Source organism: Arthrobacter sp. E44 (assembly GCF_041877125.1).
In the GTDB taxonomy this organism is placed as follows: domain Bacteria; phylum Actinomycetota; class Actinomycetes; order Actinomycetales; family Micrococcaceae; genus Arthrobacter.
In genome coordinates, this window is the sequence record NZ_JBHDJA010000003.1 from 114,410 (window position 1) to 132,782 (window position 18,373).

The window sequence follows — 18,373 nt, forward strand, 5'->3', positions numbered from 1 at the left end:
ACTTAACGGCAGTCCGGGTCGCAACCATTGCTATTAAGTGGCATCTCGCGGGGGTGGGCTACGGGATGGAGGTGAGTGGCATCTCGCGGGGGTGGGCTACGGGATGGAGGTGAGTGGCATCCCGCGGGGGGTGGGCTACGGGATGGAGGTGAACGCCTGGTCCAGGTCTGCGATCAGGTCTTCCTTGTCCTCGATGCCGCATGAGAGCCGCAGCAGGTTGACCGGGACGGCCAGCTCGGTGCCCTTGACGGAGGCGTGGGTCATCTCGGAGGGGTAGTTCATGAGCGACTCGATGCCGCCCAGCGACTCCGCCAGAGTGAACACGGACGTGGACTCGGCCACCTTGCGGGCGGCAGCTTCACCGCCCTTGAACTGCACGGACACCATGCCGCCGAACTTGCGCATCTGCCTTTTGGCGAGCTCGTGGCCCGGGTGGTTCGGCAGGCCCGGGTAGAGGACGGCCTCCACCTCGGGGCGTTCCAGCAGCCATTCGGCTACGGCCTGCCCGTTCTCGCTGTGCCGGTCCATCCGGACGCCCAGCGTCTTGAGGCCGCGGGTGGTCAGGAAGGCGTCCATGGGGCCGGACACGGCCCCCACCGCGAACTGGACGAAGCCGATCTTCTCCGCCAATTCCTCGTCCTTGACCACGACGGCGCCACCCACCACGTCGGAGTGGCCGCCAATGTACTTGGTGGTGGAGTGGACCACCACGTCGGCACCCAGGGCGAGCGGGTTCTGCAGGTATGGGGACGCGAAGGTGTTGTCGACGACCAGGAGGGCGCCGGCGTCGTGCGCAATGTCGGCGAGCGCCACGATGTCGGTGATCTTCATCAGCGGGTTGGACGGCGTCTCCACCCACACGAACCGGGTCTTGTGCGCAGCCACCGCACGGCGGACCCTGTCCAGGTTGGCCATGTCCACCGGGGTGTTGCCGATCCCCCAATCGCCCAGCACCCGGCTGATCAGCCGGTAGGTTCCGCCGTACGCGTCGTTGCCCAGCACGATGTGGTCGCCGGGCCGGGTCAGCGCACGGATGAGGGCGTCCTCCGCGGCGAGGCCGGAGCTGAAACTGTAGGCGTGCGTGCCAAGTTCCAGTGCCGCGAGCTGTTCCTGGAGCGCGTCCCGGGTGGGGTTGGCGCCGCGACCGTACTCGTAGCCGCTGCGCAGGCCGCCGATGCCGTCCTGCGCATACGTGGAGCTGAAGTGCAGCGGCGGCACTACGGCCCCGGTGCGGGGCTCGAAGTCCTGGCCGGCGTGAACGGCGCGGGTGTTGAAACCCTGGTTTTCAGAGGCAGGCATGATGCTCCTTATCGGGGTTGGCTGATCGGGTCAGGCAGTTCAGTTGCTGAGGTAGGCCAGCAGGTCGTGCCGGGTGAGGATGCCCACGGGAGCGCCCACGAACGTGACCATGAGGGTGTCCGAGTCCGAGAGCAGTTCCCTGGCGGCGGAGATGGTTTCCAGCGATCCGATGACAGGCAGCTTGGGGCCCATATGCTCGGAAATCTTGTCCGTGAGCTTGGCTTCGCCGCGGAACAGCTTGGCGGTGAGGGTGCGCTCGTCCACGGCGCCCAGGACCTCGCCCATGACCACGGGCGGTTCCTGCGACAGGACCGGGATGTGGCTGACGCCGAACTCGTTCATGATGTTGATGACATCGCGGACGGACTCGTTGGGGTGGATATGCACCAGGTCCGGCAGTTCACCGTTCTTGGACTTGATGACCTCCCCCACGGAAGTTTCCTCGCCGCCGGAGAGGAACCCGTAGGAACGCATCCACTGGTCATTGAAGATCTTGGCCAGGTAGCCGCGGCCCGAGTCAGGCAGGATGACCACGACGACGGCAGTTTCCGGCAGGTCCCTGGCCGCCTGCAGCGCGGCTACTACCGCCATGCCGGAGGAGCCGCCCACCAGCAGCCCCTCTTCCCGGGCCAGGCGGCGGGTCATGGCGAAGGAGTCGGCGTCGGTGACCGCGATGACGTTGTCCGGGATTGTCTTGTCGTAGTTCGCCGGCCACATGTCCTCGCCGACGCCCTCAACAAAGTACGGGCGGCCGGTTCCTCCTGAGTAGACCGACCCCGCGGGGTCCGCGCCGATGATCCGGACCAGTCCGCCGTCGGATTCCGGCCTGTCAGCCGAAACTTCTTTAAGGTACCGGCCGGTGCCGGTGATGGTGCCGCCTGTGCCGGCGCCAATAACGACGTGGGTGACCTTGCCGTCGGTGTCCCGCCAGATCTCCGGGCCCGTGGTCTTGTAGTGGCTGCCCGGTGCGGCGGGGTTGGAGAACTGGTCCGGCTTAAAGGCGCCCGGGGTCTCGCGGGTGATCCGGTCCGAGACGCCGTAGTAGCTTTGCGGGCTGTCCGGCGGTACCGAGGTGGGCGTGACCACCACTTCGGCGCCGTAGGCCTGCAGCACGGCACGCTTGTCCTCGCCCACCTTGTCCGGCACCACGAAGACGCACTTGTAGCCCTTTTGCTGTGCCACCAGGGCCAGGCCTACGCCGGTGTTGCCGGACGTGGGCTCCACGATGGTGCCGCCGGGCTTCAGCTTGCCCTCGCGTTCGGCGTCCTCGATCATCTGGGCTGCGATGCGGTCCTTGATGGAGCCGCCGGGATTCAGGTACTCCAGCTTGACCAGGACGGTGGCTTTGATGCCCTCAGTCACATGGTTGAGTTTGATGAGCGGGGTATTGCCGATGAGGTCCAGGATGGACTGGGCGTACTTCATAGGTACAAAGCTACCGCTTCCTGTGCGCCGTTCCCTGCCCGGGGTGCAAGGATAGGCCGGTGAAGCAGTTCGCATGGCTCAAAGCGGCCCGGAGCTACCTGCTGCCCGGCGCCATCCTGGCAGCAGGCCTGGCCAGCCTGGCACTTGGCGTACTCCCCCTGCCCGCATTCGGGGAGCTGGCTGCCCGAACCATTCCCATCCTGGCCTTCGTACTGGCGATGTCCCTGGTCACCGAACTGGTGGACGAGGCAGGACTGTTCCGGGTAGTGACGGACCGGCTGGCCGCCCTGGGCCGGGGGCGGGTCTTCCTGCTGTGGCTCCTGGTGGTGGGGGTGGCCACGGTGTCCACCGTGTTCCTGTCCCTGGATACCACCGCCGTGCTGGTGACGCCCGTGGTGGTCCTGCTGGCGGTCCATGCGCGCATCCCGCCGCTGCCGTTCGCGCTGACCAGCATCTGGCTGGCCAATACCGCTTCCCTGCTGCTGCCGGTCTCCAACCTGACCAACCTCCTGGCCCAGGACCGGCTGGGGCTAAGCCCGTGGCGCTTCGCGGGACTGGTCTGGGCTCCTTCGCTGGTTGGCCTGCTGGTTCCGCTGGTCCTGCTGTGGCTGGCTTTCCGCCGCGATTTGCGCGGAACCTACGGGCCGCAGCCGGCGCACCCTGTTCGCGACCCCACCCTGCTGAAGGCGGCCGCCATTACGCTCCTGGTCCTGCTGCCCGCGCTGGTGTCCGGGTTGCCGGTCCAGTACCCGGCGCTCGCCGCGGCCGCCGTCCTGCTGGTGGTCTTCCTGCGCCGCAGGCCCTCCGTGCTGCGGTGGTCCATGGTTCCCTGGCGGCCGCTGATGCTGACGGTGGGCCTGTTCATGCTGATGGAGACCCTGCATTCGCACGGCCTCACCACCCTGCTGGCCGGTGTCGCGGGGTCCGGGGACACACTGCCCGCACTGCTGCAGCTGGCCGGAGTGGGGGCCGGCGCGGCCAACGCCGCCAACAACCTTCCCGCCTACCTGGCGCTGGAACCGGTGGCGGGCTCGCCGGCCAGGCTGGCCGCCCTGCTGATTGGCGTGAACCTGGGCCCGCTGGTGACCCCATGGGCCTCGCTGGCAACCCTCCTGTGGCATGAGCGGCTACGCGTCCTGAACGTTCCGATCAGGTGGGGCGGGTTCGCCGCCGCGGGCCTGGTGGCCGTTGCGGCGACCGTGCCGCTGGCCGTGCTGGCGCTGTGGCTGGTCAGCGGTATGGCCTAAGGCCGGCGGGATCAGCTGCCTGTGCCTCGGTCTCCGCCGGGAAGATTTTCCCACAGGCCCATGACGTTGCCCTCGGGGTCCTTGAAGTACGCCGTGTAGCCCATCCCGGGAATCTCGTTCTTGGGCATGACCACCGAGCCGCCCAGCTGCTCCACGCTCTTGAGGGTGGCGTTGATGTCCGGAACGTCGACGGTGATGACCGGGGTGGTGATTTGGCCATCCCTGGCCATCATTCCCCCGTTGATAGCGCCCGCGGCCGCCGGCTGGCCGTCGTCGTCCATGTCCGTGGTGATGACCATGCTGTAGTCCATCCCCGGCACCGCTTCGATCCGCCAGCCCAGTGCCTCCTGGTAGAACTTCCTGGCCCGCTTCTGGTCGTCCGCGGGGATCTCGAAATGCACTACTCCGCCCATCATTGCCCTCCGTGTTTTGTTATTCGCGGTCATCTTCCGGTCGCCCGGGTACCACGCGGTGATCGTAATCCGGGCCCGGAAAGCGCAGAAGGGCCGATGGTCCCGCCGCTGTCCGTGGTCCGTGGGACGATGGAAGGCATGACGACCGCAGACGCACCTCCCCGGCTGGCGGCCGCGGCGGACGTGTCCCTGCGGTGGTGTCCAGAGGCTCCCTACAGTCTTTCCCGCACCCTTGCGCCGCTCCTGCGCGGCAACAGTGATCCTTCGTTCTGCGTCCAGGGGGATGTCATCTGGAACGCATTTACGACGCCGGCCGGCCCGGCCACCATGCGGCTCGCCCCGGCGGGCGGCGGCGAAGCAGGCGGACCGTTGGTGGACATCCAGGCGTGGGGGCCGGGCGCCGCAGCCGCCGTGCAGGCGGCACCCCGGCTTCTGGGGGCGGACGACGACTGGCGGAGTTTCGACGACCCCGACTTCCACGCCACTCTGCCCCACATGGTCCGGGAGGCGCGGCGGCGCAGCCTGTCGGTCCGGCTGCCATCCAGCGGCCGCATGGTGGACCAGCTGGTGCCGATCATCCTGGAACAGAAGGTGACGGTGATCGAGGCGCGGCGCGCCTACCGCTACCTGGTGCACCGCTATGGAACGCCTGCTCCCCCGGCAGGATCATCCACCCCGGCGGGCCTCGTTGTGCCGCCAACCGCGGCGCAGTGGCTGCAGGTTCCCAGCTGGGAGTGGCACAAGGCGGGCGTAGGACCCCAGCGCTCCGCCACGGTCATGCGGGCGTTGCGTTCCGCCGTCGCGCTTGAACGCCTTGCGGTGCTGCCGGCACTTGAGGCAGCGGAGAAGATGCAGGTGATCCCCGGCATCGGGGTGTGGACTGCGGCCGAGGTGGTGCAGCGCACCCATGGTTGCCCTGACTCGATTTCGGTGGGCGATTACCACCTGGCGGCCTACGTGGGGGCGGCACTGACCGGACGCCGGACGGACGACGCCGGGATGCTCCGGCTGCTGGAGCCCTGGCGGGGACACCGCCAGCGCGTGGTCCGGATGATCCAAAGCACCGGCTTCCGCAAACCCACCTTCGGCCCGCGCATGACCATCCAGGACCACCGCGGGCACTGACCCGTGGGCCTGATGTGCGTGCGCACCGCAGGCCCTCTTTCCAGCGGCGTTCCTTTCCGCGGCCCCACTTTTCACCCGGGGCGCTTGATCCACGGGGCAATGGGTACGGCCATGGGTGAAGGCCGCCCGCGAGGCGGAATGCTGAACAGGACGGAAGAGACCCCATGAGCACCAACCCAGTCAGCACGAACCGGGCCAGCAGCAGGCGGCAAGCCGCCCACCCCGCAGCCCTGGACCCCGACGCACAGGATCCCACCGCCGATGACCCGAACGCTGATGATCCCACCGTCGCGGACCCGATGGGGGACGAGAAGGTACGGCTTCAGCTGGCCATTTTCGAGGTCACCCGGGACGCCGATGGCAGGGGCCTCGACGAGATCCAGGAGATGCTGCGTGCTGCCTTCGCACGGCACGGCGTCGAGACGCCGCCGGGCACCTGGCTGGAATCGGTGGCATCCTCCGCGTTCTACGGTGAGCCGTACATCGTGAACCTTCCTGCCGCGGTAGTCGCGGACACGATCGTGCCCGCCCCGAACCAGGAGGTCCGGGACCGGCTGGCCGCCCAGCGGGAGCTCCAGCAGGAGAAGCTACCGGCCGGCATCTTCCCCTCCCAGGACGACTGGAACATCCCCCGCAGCGAGACGACCGGCGGCAGCACCCGCACGCTGTCGCTGCCGCAGTGGGAAAGCGGCGCGGTCCTGGCCCTGACGGCGCTGGCAGCAGTGGCAATTGCGGCCGTCGTGGCCGTCCGCGCGGGAACCAGCCGCCGGCGCCGCGTCAACGCCTAGAGGCCCAGCCGGGCCACGGCTTCCTCGCGCATCTGGACCTTGCGGATCTTCCCCGAGACCGTCATCGGGAAACTCTCGCGGACTTCCACGTACCGGGGGATCTTGTAGTGAGCCAGCCGGCCTCGGCAGAAATCGGCAAGGGACTCAGCGGTCAGCGGGCCGGCGCCGGGCTTGAGGATGACGCAGGCCATCAGTTCCTCGCCGTACCGCGGATCCGGGACCCCGATCACCTGCACGTCCTGGATGTCGGGGTGGGTGTACAGGAACTCCTCGATCTCCCGGGGATAGATGTTCTCGCCGCCCCTGATGACCATGTCCTTGATCCGGCCTTCCACCACCACGTACCCGTCGTCGTCCATGCGGGCCAGGTCGCCGGTGTGCATCCAGCCGTCGGAGTCAATCGCCTCGGCCGTCTTCTCCGGCTGGTTCCAGTAACCCGCCATGACGGCATAGCCGCGGGTGCAGAGTTCGCCGATCTGCCCGCGTTCCAGCTCCTCGCCGGTGGCAGGGTCCACGATCCGGCTTTCCAGCTGCGGCATGGTCCGGCCCACCGTCTCGGTGCGCTGCTGGAGCGTGTCCCCCTTGCGGGTCATGGTGGACACCGGCGAGGTCTCGGTCATGCCGTAGCAAATGGCAACGTCCACCATGTTCATCTCCGAAATCACCCGGTTCATCACCTCAATGGGGCACAGCGAGCCCGCCATCACGCCGGTGCGCAGCGTCGAGAGGTCGTAGGACCCGAAGTCGGGCAGGGCCAGCTCGGCGATGAACATGGTGGGCACGCCATACAGCGACGTGCCCGCAAAATCCTGGACGGCCTCGAGTGCCGCGGCGGGCGAGAAGCCGCGCCCCGGGATGATCGTGGCGGCACCGTGGCTGAGCGCGTTGAGGTTGCCGATCACCATCCCGAAGCAGTGGTAGAACGGCACGGGGATGACCACCCGGTCACGTTCCGTATAGCCCAGCAGCTCGCCGATGGCGAAGCCGTTGTTCAGGATGTTGTGGTGCGTCAGCGTGGCGCCTTTGGGGAATCCGGTGGTGCCGGAGGTGTACTGCAGGTTGATGGGGTCGTGCGGAGAAAGTTCGGCCATGCGGGCCTTTAGTACCGGGTGTGCGACGCCGTCCGCCCGGGTGAGCAGTTCGGCGTACGTGAGTTCGGCATCGCTTTGGGGGCTGCCTGCTTTGAGGGGGTCCAGGCCGTGGTCCGGGAGGAAGACGAGCTCCCGGAGGTCCGGGCAGGTGAGGAGGGCCTGGCGCGCCATGGCCACGTAGTCGCTGTTGTTGTCCGACGGCGCCGTGACCAGCATGCGCATGCCGTTCTGCTTGACCACGAACTCAAGTTCATGGCTGCGGTAGGCCGGGTTGACGTTGACCAGGATGGCGCCGACTTTAGCGGTGGCGTACTGCAGCAGGGTCCACTCGGCGCAGTTGGGGCTCCAGATGCCCACCCTCTCCCCCTTGGCGACGCCCAAGGCGAGGAGCGCGCGTGCCAGCCGGTCGACGTCGTCGTTCATCTTGGTGTAGCTCCAGCGGCGGGCGTCACCGCCCGGCACCGGGGCGGCCTCGATCAGGGCGTCATGGAGCGGAAACCGTGCCACCACCCGCTCGAAGTTGGCGCCGATGGTTTCCTCCAGGAGCGGGACGTCAGTGTCCCCGGCTGTGTAAGCACGCATGAAGGCACGCTACCAACAGGATCACGGCAGGAGAAGGACGACAGGCGGGGAAACGGACTCAACAGAACCGGAGGTATCAGCAGGGCCCGGTATTGTGAAAACCATGAGTGCACCCATTGATCTGATAGCAACGTTCATCCCCAACGAGGGCGAGTTCCACCGCGTCAAACTGGCCCTGGATATCGCGATCGATGAGGTGGTGAAGGAGCCCGGCTGCATCCGCTACGAGCTGACAGAGGCCACGGAGGAAAAGCTGGTCCTGACCGAGCAGTGGGCGTCCGAGGAGGATCTGGACAAGCACTCCAAGGGCACCGCCGTGCAGGACCTGAACGAGTCGCTGAGCGCACTGCTGGCCGAGCCGGTCAAGGTGGAACGCGTCTAGCGCAGCGCCTTAAACACAGAATGCGGGACCTCCAAAGGGAGGTCCCGCATTTGATTTAAGACAAGTCTTAGAAGTCGGGGATCTGCGTGCCGTCCTGGGTGCCGCCCTGGGATCCGGCGGGCTTGCTTGCCGCCGCTTCCGCTTCCTCCCGCTGCTTGGCCACATGGGCGTGGACTTCTTCCATGTCCAGCGCCTTCACGGCGTCCACCACCTGTTCCAGCTGCTGGGCGTTCAGGGCACCGGGCTGCGAGAACACCAGCACCTTTTCGCGGAAGGCCATCAGCGTGGGGATGGAGGTGATGCCCGCCTCCGCGGCGAGCTGCTGCTCAGCTTCGGTGTCCACCTTGGTGAAGAGGACGTCCGGGTGCTTTTCCGAGACCGCGGAATACGTGGGGCCGAACTGCTTGCAGGGACCGCACCATTCTGCCCAGAAATCGACCAGGACAATGTCGTTGCCTTCGATCGTGGATGCGAACTTTTCACCTGTGATGTCAAGGGTAGCCATGTGTCCACGGTACGCGCCCGGCCCCTCGCTGTCGCGCCTGTTCGCTCCCCGCGTCATTGGGAATAGCAGGAAGGACGACGCCGGCACCCGGCTTTAAGCGTCGGCATTCCAGAGATGCGGGGCCGGTGTGCGGCTGCCTGGGAGGGCGCTGGCGGCACGCCATTCGTGGATCCACTCGGGGAGCATGAGGTCCGCCGGCGGGGCGCCGAATTCCGCGAGGATGTCCTCCTGGCTGACCGGGCCGGTCTTGGTGACCAGCCGGGTGGCGATGTAGGCGCGGGCGTAAATCTCGCCGTCGGCCACCATGCGCTGCTCGAAGAAGATCGCTTTGGTGTCCAGCCCGATGATGCGGGTCTCGATGGTGTAGTCCTGCCACAGCTGCAGCGATTTGCGGAAGGAGATGGTCTCGGCCGACACCACCGGGCTCCAGCCCCGGCGGCGCATCCGCTGCCAGATGCCGCTGCGGACCATCAGGTCGAACCGGCCCAGGTCCATGAGGGACAGGTACATGCCGTTGTTCACGTGCATGGCGATGTCGATGTCCGTGGGCAGGACGCGCAGGGGCAGGGAGGACGCCTTCCACACCGTGAGGGGCGGGCGACGCTTCGACCGGAAGAGCAGGAGCAAGGTTCTCAGAAGCAGGTGCATGGACCAATGCTACCCGCGAGTAACATTGTGCAGGCTGCTGACCGGCGTGCCCACCGCCGTAGGATTTCCTGCATGACGCAGCAACGTTACCGGGACTTGGCGGAGTGGCCCCTGATGGCTACCGCGCTTGTCTTCCTGGGCGCCTACGCCTGGCAGGTGATCGGCCGGGTTGAAGGCAGCTGGGCCGACTGGCTCGAGGCCGTCATGTGGGTGACGTGGTGCGTCTTTGTCCTGGACTATGCGGCAAACCTGTGGCTGGCGGAAAAGCGCCGGCGGTGGTTCATCCGAAACCTGCATGAGCTGGTGATCGTGGCCCTGCCGTTCTTCCGGCCCCTGCGGCTGCTGCGGCTGGTGACACTGCTGTCCGTACTGCACCGGACGGTGGGCGAGACCCTGCGCGGCCGGGTAGTGATGTACGTGGCGGCGTCTGCTGCACTGCTGGTCTTCGTGGGAGCGCTGGCCGTGCTGGATGTGGAGCAGTGGGCTCCGGACGCCAAGATCACCACGTTTGGCGATGCCCTCTGGTGGGCCACCGCCACCATCACCACCGTGGGCTACGGGGACATGTATCCGGTGACGCCCATCGGCCGCTTGGTGGCCACGGCGCTGATGATGAGCGGGATCGCCGTGCTGGGTGTAGTTACCGCCTCCATCGCGTCCTGGCTGGTCCAACGCGTTGAGGATACCGCTGAATCGGTGGCCGAGGCGGTGGAGGAACCGGTCCGGGTTGAGGTGGCGGAACTGGTGGCGGAGATCGCACTGTTGCGGCAGGAAATCGCTGAACTGCGGGAACACCGCCCGCTGTAACGGCAAGTACCGGGCCGTCGCTGCTTGAGTAGCGGGCCCCGGGCAGGCGAGTACCGGGCCGGAAAAGTCGGGTAAGTCCTACTGGTGCCCGCCCCTTGGCACGATTCCTAGACTCGGGGTTCCTAGGACCAACACGCACTGGCAGGTCCCCCGGGTGGCTTCCGGGAGACCTTCCTTCACGCGGAGCTCTGCATTTTCTGGGTGTGCGGATGCCTCCAATCTGTACCGCCACCGGTTCCGTCGTTTGCTGGGGCCCGGCGGTGCAATCACATCTCGCTCCGTCCAGTCCCGGCGTGCCTCGCATGCCCGGGCAGGACCGACACCTGATGGGCAACCCATGAACCCGAAGACATCCACCTCCCCCGACGGCACCAGCAGAAGCTTCGCCACAGACGAACCGCGCACGGACCTCAGCACCGGGCGCCCGGTAATCAGCAACAAATTGTGGGCCGGCATGGCCACGGCGGCGGTGGTGGCCGCAGTGGGCGTCGGCGCCCTGGCGGCGCCGCCCGCCTTGCTCATCGGTGGCACGACGCCGGCGGCCCAGGTCGCAGAAACCGCCGCGCCAGCGCCGCCAAGCACCCCCGCCGGCGACGATGCCGTGGCGGCAGTTGCGGCCAAGGGAGCTGCGCCGGCTGCGGAGGCAGCACCTGCGCCGGCATCAGAAGCGCCCGCTCCGGCAGCGCCCGAACCCGCCCCGGCCCCCGCACCCGCACCGGAATCGGCACCTGCGCCAGTCCCCGAACCTTCACCCGCACCCGCACCTGCGGGCGATCCCAATTCGTACACGGTGGTGGCCGGCGACACCGTAGGTGCGATTGCAGCGTCCCGTGGCGTGGACATGAACGCGATGCTCGCAGCCAACGGATTGAGCGCCTACAGCATCATCTACCCGGGCGAAACGCTGCTGCTGACCGGGCCGCCGGTAGCGGTAGCAGCGCCTGCACCGGCACCGGCTGCCGCACCTGAGCCCGCCGCTGCCCCGGCTCCAGCAGCCGCACCCGCTCCTGCTCCCGCGCCCGTAGCTGTCCCGGCAGCACCTGCCGTCCGCACCATCTACGTTGCGGGCTCCGGGGGTCAGTCGATGGTGGACGCCTGCATAGGACCCATCCACTACACCCCGAATGACGGCTACTCGCTGTTCATCACCGAACACGATTTCTGCGGCGGGTGGGCGCGCTTCTCCGGAATCGGCGTGGGTGAGACGGTGAGCATTCCGGGCTACGGCACGTACACGGTGACGGGGCGCGGCACGGTCCCCAACCCGGGAACCACCAATGACGTCATTGCGGTCTTCGGCGGCTTCCCCCGGGCCATCCTGCAGACCTGCATTCCGGGAACCAGCACGATGCTCCTGATCGCGCTGAACTGAACCTGTGCACGAAACCTGTTGAACCGCAAAGTTCCCAAGCCTGTCCGCGGGTCCGAACCTTCAAGGGCTGGACCCGCGGACAAGGCCATGGTCGCCTGGGCTAGATCCCGTGGCGTTCTGAGATGTGTTCCACCAGTTCACCCACGCGCTGTTCGTTGTAGTTGCGCGCAATGTCGCCCTGGCTGATGATGCCCACCAGCTTGTGGTCCGAGATCACCGGGAGCCTGCGGACCTGGTGCTCCTCCATCATGTGGATGGCTTCGTCAACGTTGGCGTCGGCGTCGGCGTCGACGCAGTATGGCTTGCCGGAGGCCAGCTCGCGGGCCATGGTCTGGCCCGGGTCACGGCCGGCGGCGACGCACTTGAGCACGATGTCACGGTCGGTGACCATGCCCTTCAGCTTGCCGTCGTCACCGCAGATGGGAAGAGCTCCGCAATCGAGGTCCCGCATCATACGGGCCGCGTCCAGAAGGGACTCGCCTTCCCCGACACATCGCGCATCAGTGATCATGAATTCGCGTACGGCACTCATTGAATCCTCCTTCATCGATGTGGGATATCGACGCAGGGCATCGGAGCACATGCGCCGATACTTCCAGATTATGCCCGCCCCAACATCGTGTCGACGGCGGCAGGAGCCTTGCCTGGGCGCTCTGGAGCAGGGCACCGGACAACGAAAAAGCCCCCGGAACCTGTTGGTTCCGGAGGCTTTCCTTGGGTGGCAGATGAGGGATTCGAACCCCCGTAGGCGTTGCCAGCTGATTTACAGTCAGCCCCCTTTGGCCGCTCGGGTAATCTGCCGAACTTCAAAAGAAGTACCCGTTGATGCAGTGTTCGGAAGGATCCGTTTCCGGTCCTTTCCGCTTCAGTAACCGCGGGCAAGACAACTTTACAGAACTTCCGCCGAAGAATCGAATCGGGGCCTGCAGCACCTCAAAAGCCCTGGAACCACGCGAAAAACCCGGACTTATGCCTGGCCCAGAATGCGCCCCGCCAGCTTGGCCTCAAAGCTGAGCGCCTGTTCTTCAGTGATCTGGTTCAGCTGCACGGCCCGCTGAAGGTCGGCCCGCACGCCGTCCATCCGGGATGAAGCATCCGCCACCGGGCTGAGGACGATGGACGCCGCCACCGCTGCCGCGGCCACTGACGTTGCGGCCGTGGCCACTGCCCCGGCTGCCGCCGTAGTGCTGCGGGTGACGTAACGGGCGGCTTTGCGGCGCATGATGATGTTCCCTTCAACTGCTGTACCTCTCGTCCAACTCTGGCCACCGCTCCTTCATCCCGCCGGTGCTTCCGCTGAGAGGGAACTGTGAAATGCGCATCCCACCGGCCGCGGCATCCGTATTAGGCTGGAACGCAGGAATCCAGGCCCTGTCCCCCGGCAGGGCTCCCATCAGCAAAAGGAGAGTCATGGCAGGCGAGTCAACGTTCGACGTCGTAAGCAAGGTGGACAAGCAGGAAGTGGCCAACGCACTCAACCAGTCCCAGAAGGAAATTGCCCAGCGCTATGACTTCAAGGGCGTTGGCGCCGAGATCGACTTCAGCGGCGAAAAAATCCTCATGAAGGCCAACTCGGAGGAACGCGTCAAGGCTGTCCTGGATGTCTTCCAGTCCAAGCTGATCAAGCGCGGCATCTCGCTCAAGTCGCTGGACAGCGGCGAGCCCTATGCATCCGGCAAGGAATACCGGCTCGAGGCCTCCATAAAGGAAGGCATCGCCCAGGACCTGGCCAAGAAAATCAACAAGCTGATCCGCGACGAAGGCCCCAAGTCCGTCAAGTCCCAGATCCAGGGCGACGAACTCCGCGTTTCCTCCAAGTCCCGTGACGACCTGCAGGCCACCATGGCCCTGCTGAAGGACTTCGACGAAGCCGACCTGCAGTTCGTGAACTTCCGCAGCTAGCCCGGCCGCGGCGTCGTAATCGACGCCCATAGCCTCCGGCGCTGCACAAAAGGCCGGCGCACCCGACATACGGGGTGCGCCGGCCTTTTTGCGCATCGGAGGCGGCTTACCGCGTCGGAACAATCCAGCCGGCGGCCTGGGGGCAACCGACGTTAAACGCAATCCGGACCAATTACGCCACATTTAGTTTGCGTAATGCCACCCGCCGGGTAATCTCTTTCTTAGGCCTTCCTAAGTAAGGCTTACCTGAGTGAAAGAACTTCCATGACTGCCAACTTCCTGATCGGCCTGCGCGAAGGACTCGAAGCCACCTTGGTGGTAGTCCTGCTGATGGCCTACCTGGCCAAGACGGACCGACGCCACCTCATCCCCCGCATCTGGGCAGGTGTTGCGGCGGCGCTAACTGTGTCTGCCGGCTTCGGCGCGCTCCTCACCTTCGGCCCAAGGGGACTCACCTTCGAGGCACAGGAGGCGATCGGCGGCAGCCTCTCCATTCTCGCCGTCGGCCTGGTCACGTGGATGGTCTTCTGGATGGCCCGCACCGCACGGACGCTCGGAAGCGACCTGAAGTCCCGCGTGGACAAGTCAGCCGGTGGAACCGGGTGGGGCCTGGCCATGGTTGCCGCCATCGCAGTGGGACGCGAAGGCCTGGAAACGGCGCTCTTCCTGTGGGCCGCGGCCAAAGCCACAGGCGAATCCACGCAGCCGCTTGCGGGCGCCCTCCTCGGCCTGGTTGCCGCGGCCGGCTTTGGTTACCTGCTGCAGCGCGGCGTCCTGAAAGTGAACCTCTCCCGCTTCTTCACCTGGACCGGCGCCGCCCTGGTCATCATCGCCGGCGGCGTCCTGTCCTACGGAATCCACGACCTCCAAGAGGCCGGCCTGCTTCCGGGGCTGCACTCCCTGGCGTTCGACATCAGCGGCGCCGTCCCGCCGTCGTCGTGGTACGGCACCCTGCTAAAGGGAACCTTGAACTTCTCCCCCGCCACAACCTGGCTCGAGGCGGCCGCCTGGCTCCTCTACGTCCTGCCGGTGCTGTTCCTCTACCTGCGCACCAACCGCAAGACGCCGCCCAGCACTGCTGCCGCAGGCACGAAACCCACCGCCAAGGCTGTGGCAGCCGCTTAACTCCCCGCCACCCGCACCCAAAGGAATCCCCATGCCTGGCTTCACCCTGCCCAAAAACACCCTGCCCAAAAACTCCCGCACCGCCCGCGGCAGCAAGCTCGCTTCGCTGGCTGCCGCCGTCGTGTCCCTCCCCCTGCTGCTCACTGGCTGCACCGACAACACCAAGGCTGCGGACGCCTCAGGAGGCGCCATCAACGTGGTGAGCTCGAACACCGACTGCAAGGTTTCGACAGCCAGCGTCCCCAGCGGCAACCTCACGTTCTCGGTCAAGAATGAAGGCACAGAAGTCACCGAGTTCTACCTGCTGGCAGCGGACGGGCTGCGCATCCTGGGCGAAGTGGAAAACATCGGACCCGGGCTGAGCCGCAACCTGGTGGTTACCGCCCCCGCCGGCACGTACACCACCGCCTGCAAGCCGGGCATGGAAGGCGACGGGATCAGGGGTGCGCTGGAGGTGACGCAGTCCGGGGACCAGCCGACCGCGGACGCCGATTTCCAGCACCTGCTCGACACCGCCACTGCCCAGTACGCGTCCTATGTGAAGGACCAGGGCGAACAGCTGCTCACCGGCACAGAGCAATTCGCCGCAGCTTTCGCGGCCGGCAATGCCGGTGAGGCGAAGCGGCTGTACGCGGCCACCCGGCAGCACTGGGAACGGATTGAGCCCGTCGCCGAGTCCTTCGGGGACCTGGACCCGCAGCTCGATGCACGCGAGGCCGACCTCGAGCCGGGCCAGGAGTGGACCGGGTGGCACCGCGCGGAAAAGGATCTCTTCCCGCCCGCTGGCTACACCGCCATGACGCCTGCCGAACGCTCAGCCATCGCCGACCGTATGGTGGCCGACACCAAGGACCTGGTGGAACGCACCCGCACGCTTGAGATCTCCGCGGACATGCTGGGCAACGGCGCCAAGGAACTCCTGGACGAAGTGGCCACCGGCAAGGTGACCGGCGAAGAGGAGATCTGGTCGCACACGGACCTCTGGGACTTCCAGGCGAACGTTGACGGCGCGCGCATTGCGTTCGAAAGCCTGAAGCCCGCCCTGCTGCAAAAGGACTCGGCCCTGGCCGCATCACTGGACGAAAAGTTCGCGGCGCTGCAGGCTGAACTGGCCACCCATGCCCAGGGAGCGGATTTCACCTCCTACGACAAACTGACTCCGGAACAGGTCCAGCGGCTGGCCTCGCTGGTTGACGCCCTCGGGGAACCGCTCTCCCGGCTGACTGCGGCGGTGGTCCTGTGACCGGGTGCCCCTTTGGCGTCCGGCCCCCGGAAGCATCCGGACCTTCCGGGCCACCTTCTGATTCAGGTGCCAGTGAACGGCCGACGGCGGGATCCCGGCTGAGCAGGCGGGGCCTGCTGGGCCTGGCCGGCTTGGGCGGGGCCGCCGCCGGGCTTGCCGCAGGTTTCCTGGGGCACGACGCCGTCGCTGCCTCTGCAGCACCCGCCCCTGCCGCCGACAACGCCGTAGTCCCCTTCCACGGGGACCACCAGGCCGGCATCACCACCCCCGCGCAGGACCGCCTGCACATGGCAGCGTTCGATGTCACCACCAGCAAGCGCGAGGAACTCATCCAGCTCCTCAAGGACTGGACCGACGCTGCGGCAGCGCTCACCGAGGGCAAACCAGCCGGGGCAACGGGCGCCGTCGACGGACCATACGGCGCACCTCCGGAAGATACCGGCGAGGCCCTGGACCTCAATGCGGGCAAACTGACCCTCACGTTCGGCTTCGGCGCCAGCTTGTTCGAGAAGGACGGTATGGCCCGTTTCGGCCTGGAGGGCCGGCGGCCCGAGGCCCTGATCGACCTGCCGCATTTCCCCGGCGACGACCTGGACCCTGCTCGCAGCGGCGGCGACCTGGTGGTCCAGGCCTGCGCCGACGACCCCCAGGTGGCGGTCCACGCCATCCGGAACCTGGCAAGGATTGGGTTTGGGAAAGTGCGGGTCCGGTGGTCGCAGCTGGGCTTTGGCCGGACCTCCTCCACCTCCCGCGCCCAGCAGACTCCGCGGAACCTGTTCGGTTTCAAGGACGGGACCAACAACCTCAAGGTCGAGGATGACCAGCTGCTGGACCAGCACGTGTGGGCCCGCCCTGACCGGCCGAAGGACGACTGGTTGGCGGGCGGCAGTTACCTCGTGGCGCGCCGGATCCGGATGCACATCGAGATTTGGGACCGGACATCCCTTGGCGAACAGGAAGGCCTGATCGGCAGGACCAAGGGGACCGGCGCACCCCTGTCCGGCGGCGAAGAATTCACCGAACCGGATTTCTCCCGGCAGGGCAAGGGCGGCAAGCCCCTGATTCCGCTCGATTCACACGTGCGGATGGCACACCCCGCCCAGAACAGCGGGGTGCGGATGCTGCGCCGGGGCTACAACTACACGGACGGATCCGACGGCGTGGGGCACCTCGACGCCGGCCTGTTCTTCATTGCCTTCGTCACCGACGCGCGCACCCATTACGTGCCCATGCAGATGGCCATGGCCAAGGGCGACACGCTGGCCGTGGAATACCTGAAGCACACGGGGTCGGGCCTGTTCGCTGTCCCCCGCGGGGTGAAGCCTGGGGGCTTCATCGGCGAAGGACTCTTCGCCTGACCGCCGTGCCCGCCTTGCACGGCCCGCGCCGCCGTCGTCTTCGACGAGCAAACTCGAAACCGTCGCGCATGTTCGCTGGCGCACCCGTTTTTTGGGGAGCGCCAGCGAATATGCGCGTCGAAAAATAGGTTGCGCATCGAAAATGTCCAGCAAGGGCCGACGGCGGGATGCCGGCTACAGCTGCCGGCCAGCCATCCGCTCCAAGCGGGTGATGCGGTCGCGCATGGGCGGGTGCGTTGCGAACAGCTTGTTCATGGCCCCGCCGCGGAACGGGTTGGCGATCATCAGGTGCGAGGCGTTGACCAGCCGCTGGTCCTGCGGCAGCGGCGCAAGGCTGACGCCGCGCTCAATCTTGGCCAGGGCTGAGGCGAGCGCCAGCGGATCGCCGGTGAGCTGCGAACCGTCCTCGTCGGCGTCGTACTCCCTGGTACGGGAGATGGCCATTTGGATCAGCGACGCCGCGAAGGGTGCCAGCACGGCCATGGCGATCATGGCCAACGGGTTGGCGTTGCGCCGGTCACCGCCGCCGAAGAACAGCAGCATCTGCCCCACCGAGGTGATGACGCCCGCGACGGCGGCCGCCACGGACGAGGTGAGAATGTCCCGGTTGTAGACGTGCATCAGCTCGTGGCCAAGGACACCGCGCAGTTCGCGGGCGTCCAAGAGCTGCAGGATGCCTTCGGTGCAGCAGACGGCGGCGTTTTGCGGGTTGCGTCCGGTGGCGAACGCGTTCGGGTTCATGGTGGGCGAGACATAGATGCGCGGCATGGGCTGGTTGGCCCGCATCGAAAGCTCACGGACGATCTGGTAGAGCTGCGGCGCCTGGGCTTCGGTCACCGGGATGGCCTGCATGGACCGGATGGCGATCTTGTCACTGTTCCAGTACCCGTAGAAGGTGGTGCCGACCCCGATCAGGGCCATGATCCAAATGGGGGTGGAACTGCGGGTCCCCACCCCGATCAGCCCGCCAAGGCCCAGCAGTACCGCCCACAGCACCCCGAACAGTGCCGCGGTCTTCAGGCCGTTGTGATGTTTGTGCACGTTTCCTCCTTACTAAAGGA

The 18,373-nt window shown here is 66.6% G+C and carries 19 protein-coding genes and 1 tRNA gene; 10 read left to right on the plus strand and 10 right to left on the minus strand.

All coding sequences use genetic code 11. The annotated features are described in order from the left end of the window. Window positions 1-135: 135 nt before the first annotated feature. Both ACETK3_RS04325 and ACETK3_RS04330 read right to left on the minus strand, forming a co-directional pair. Entirely contained in the window at window positions 136-1,299 is a 1,164-nt protein-coding gene (locus ACETK3_RS04325) for a cystathionine gamma-synthase (protein ID WP_237428681.1), read from the minus strand. A 39-nt stretch (window positions 1,300-1,338) separates the two neighbouring features. Continuing rightward, window positions 1,339-2,724, minus strand: coding sequence for a cystathionine beta-synthase (locus ACETK3_RS04330; RefSeq protein ID WP_237428682.1), 1,386 nt, complete (start codon window positions 2,722-2,724; stop codon window positions 1,339-1,341). Window positions 2,725-2,783: 59 nt separating this feature from the next. Between ACETK3_RS04330 and ACETK3_RS04335 the strand changes: the two genes are divergently transcribed. Further along, window positions 2,784-3,971 carry an SLC13 family permease gene (locus tag ACETK3_RS04335; RefSeq protein ID WP_237428683.1) on the plus strand — a complete coding sequence of 396 codons (1,188 nt, stop codon included), beginning with the start codon at window positions 2,784-2,786 and terminating at the stop codon, window positions 3,969-3,971. A gap of 11 nt (window positions 3,972-3,982) precedes the next feature. Here the strand turns inward: ACETK3_RS04335 and ACETK3_RS04340 are convergent, their stop codons facing one another. Next, window positions 3,983-4,387 carry a VOC family protein gene (locus tag ACETK3_RS04340; protein ID WP_237428684.1) on the minus strand — a complete coding sequence of 135 codons (405 nt, stop codon included), beginning with the start codon at window positions 4,385-4,387 and terminating at the stop codon, window positions 3,983-3,985. 135 nt (window positions 4,388-4,522) lie between these two features. On the opposite strand from ACETK3_RS04340, the gene ACETK3_RS04345 reads away from it, so the two are divergent. Together ACETK3_RS04345 and ACETK3_RS04350 are read left to right on the plus strand one after the other, a co-directional pair. Then, window positions 4,523-5,509 carry a DNA-3-methyladenine glycosylase gene (locus tag ACETK3_RS04345; RefSeq protein WP_237428685.1) on the plus strand — a complete coding sequence of 329 codons (987 nt, stop codon included), beginning with the start codon at window positions 4,523-4,525 and terminating at the stop codon, window positions 5,507-5,509. 164 nt (window positions 5,510-5,673) lie between these two features. After that, window positions 5,674-6,297 (plus strand): hypothetical protein, encoded by a 624-nt coding sequence (locus ACETK3_RS04350; protein WP_237428686.1) that lies wholly within the window; start codon window positions 5,674-5,676, stop codon window positions 6,295-6,297. Here the strand turns inward: ACETK3_RS04350 and ACETK3_RS04355 are convergent. Next, window positions 6,294-7,970: an AMP-binding protein gene (locus tag ACETK3_RS04355; protein ID WP_373992574.1), complete on the minus strand. Its 1,677-nt coding sequence runs from the start codon at window positions 7,968-7,970 to the stop codon at window positions 6,294-6,296. The two genes, ACETK3_RS04350 and ACETK3_RS04355, sit on opposite strands and share 4 nt — an antisense overlap. Before the next feature lie 103 nt (window positions 7,971-8,073). On the opposite strand from ACETK3_RS04355, the gene ACETK3_RS04360 reads away from it, so the two are divergent. Beyond that, complete coding sequence (locus tag ACETK3_RS04360; protein WP_142133016.1) at window positions 8,074-8,352, plus strand: putative quinol monooxygenase; 279 nt, start codon at window positions 8,074-8,076, stop codon at window positions 8,350-8,352. Between the two features lie 67 nt (window positions 8,353-8,419). Here the strand turns inward: ACETK3_RS04360 and ACETK3_RS04365 are convergent, their stop codons facing one another. Continuing rightward, window positions 8,420-8,857, minus strand: coding sequence for a co-chaperone YbbN (locus ACETK3_RS04365; RefSeq protein ID WP_236799181.1), 438 nt, complete (start codon window positions 8,855-8,857; stop codon window positions 8,420-8,422). A 93-nt stretch (window positions 8,858-8,950) separates the two neighbouring features. Beyond that, complete coding sequence (locus tag ACETK3_RS04370) at window positions 8,951-9,505, minus strand: acyl-CoA thioesterase (protein WP_373992575.1); 555 nt, start codon at window positions 9,503-9,505, stop codon at window positions 8,951-8,953. Between the two features lie 72 nt (window positions 9,506-9,577). Here ACETK3_RS04370 and ACETK3_RS04375 point away from each other — a divergent pair, with 72 nt between their 5' ends. Further along, the gene (locus ACETK3_RS04375) at window positions 9,578-10,312 is read left to right on the plus strand and encodes a potassium channel family protein (protein ID WP_373992576.1); all 735 of its coding nucleotides are present in this window, start codon (window positions 9,578-9,580) and stop codon (window positions 10,310-10,312) included. Window positions 10,313-10,649: 337 nt separating this feature from the next. After that, window positions 10,650-11,684: a LysM domain-containing protein gene (locus ACETK3_RS04380; RefSeq protein WP_373992577.1), complete on the plus strand. Its 1,035-nt coding sequence runs from the start codon at window positions 10,650-10,652 to the stop codon at window positions 11,682-11,684. Window positions 11,685-11,784: 100 nt separating this feature from the next. On the opposite strand, the gene ACETK3_RS04385 is transcribed toward ACETK3_RS04380, so the two are convergent. The 3 genes from ACETK3_RS04385 to ACETK3_RS04395 form a co-directional block, all read right to left on the minus strand. Beyond that, window positions 11,785-12,216: a CBS domain-containing protein gene (locus ACETK3_RS04385; RefSeq protein ID WP_373992578.1), complete on the minus strand. Its 432-nt coding sequence runs from the start codon at window positions 12,214-12,216 to the stop codon at window positions 11,785-11,787. A 187-nt stretch (window positions 12,217-12,403) separates the two neighbouring features. Continuing rightward, a tRNA-Tyr gene (locus tag ACETK3_RS04390) sits at window positions 12,404-12,485 on the minus strand. Between the two features lie 166 nt (window positions 12,486-12,651). Continuing rightward, window positions 12,652-12,906, minus strand: coding sequence for a hypothetical protein (locus tag ACETK3_RS04395; protein WP_373992579.1), 255 nt, complete (start codon window positions 12,904-12,906; stop codon window positions 12,652-12,654). Window positions 12,907-13,094: 188 nt separating this feature from the next. Here ACETK3_RS04395 and ACETK3_RS04400 point away from each other — a divergent pair, with 188 nt between their 5' ends. The 4 genes from ACETK3_RS04400 (at window position 13,095) to efeB (ending at window position 17,312) form a co-directional block, all read left to right on the plus strand. After that, window positions 13,095-13,586: a YajQ family cyclic di-GMP-binding protein gene (locus tag ACETK3_RS04400; RefSeq protein WP_009357171.1), complete on the plus strand. Its 492-nt coding sequence runs from the start codon at window positions 13,095-13,097 to the stop codon at window positions 13,584-13,586. A 264-nt stretch (window positions 13,587-13,850) separates the two neighbouring features. After that, a complete protein-coding gene (efeU, locus tag ACETK3_RS04405) occupies window positions 13,851-14,711 on the plus strand; it encodes an iron uptake transporter permease EfeU (RefSeq protein ID WP_237428693.1) in 861 nt (286 codons plus the stop codon). Between the two features lie 31 nt (window positions 14,712-14,742). Next, entirely contained in the window at window positions 14,743-15,954 is a 1,212-nt protein-coding gene (efeO, locus tag ACETK3_RS04410; RefSeq protein ID WP_237428694.1) for an iron uptake system protein EfeO, read from the plus strand. Further along, window positions 15,951-17,312, plus strand: a complete 1,362-nt coding sequence (efeB, locus tag ACETK3_RS04415; protein ID WP_237428695.1) for an iron uptake transporter deferrochelatase/peroxidase subunit — start codon at window positions 15,951-15,953, stop codon at window positions 17,310-17,312. Before efeO ends, efeB begins: the two co-directional genes overlap by 4 nt. 174 nt (window positions 17,313-17,486) lie before the next feature. On the opposite strand, the gene htpX is transcribed toward efeB, so the two are convergent. Then, entirely contained in the window at window positions 17,487-18,353 is an 867-nt protein-coding gene (gene htpX, locus ACETK3_RS04420) for a zinc metalloprotease HtpX (RefSeq protein ID WP_237428696.1), read from the minus strand. Window positions 18,354-18,373: the final 20 nt, after the last annotated feature.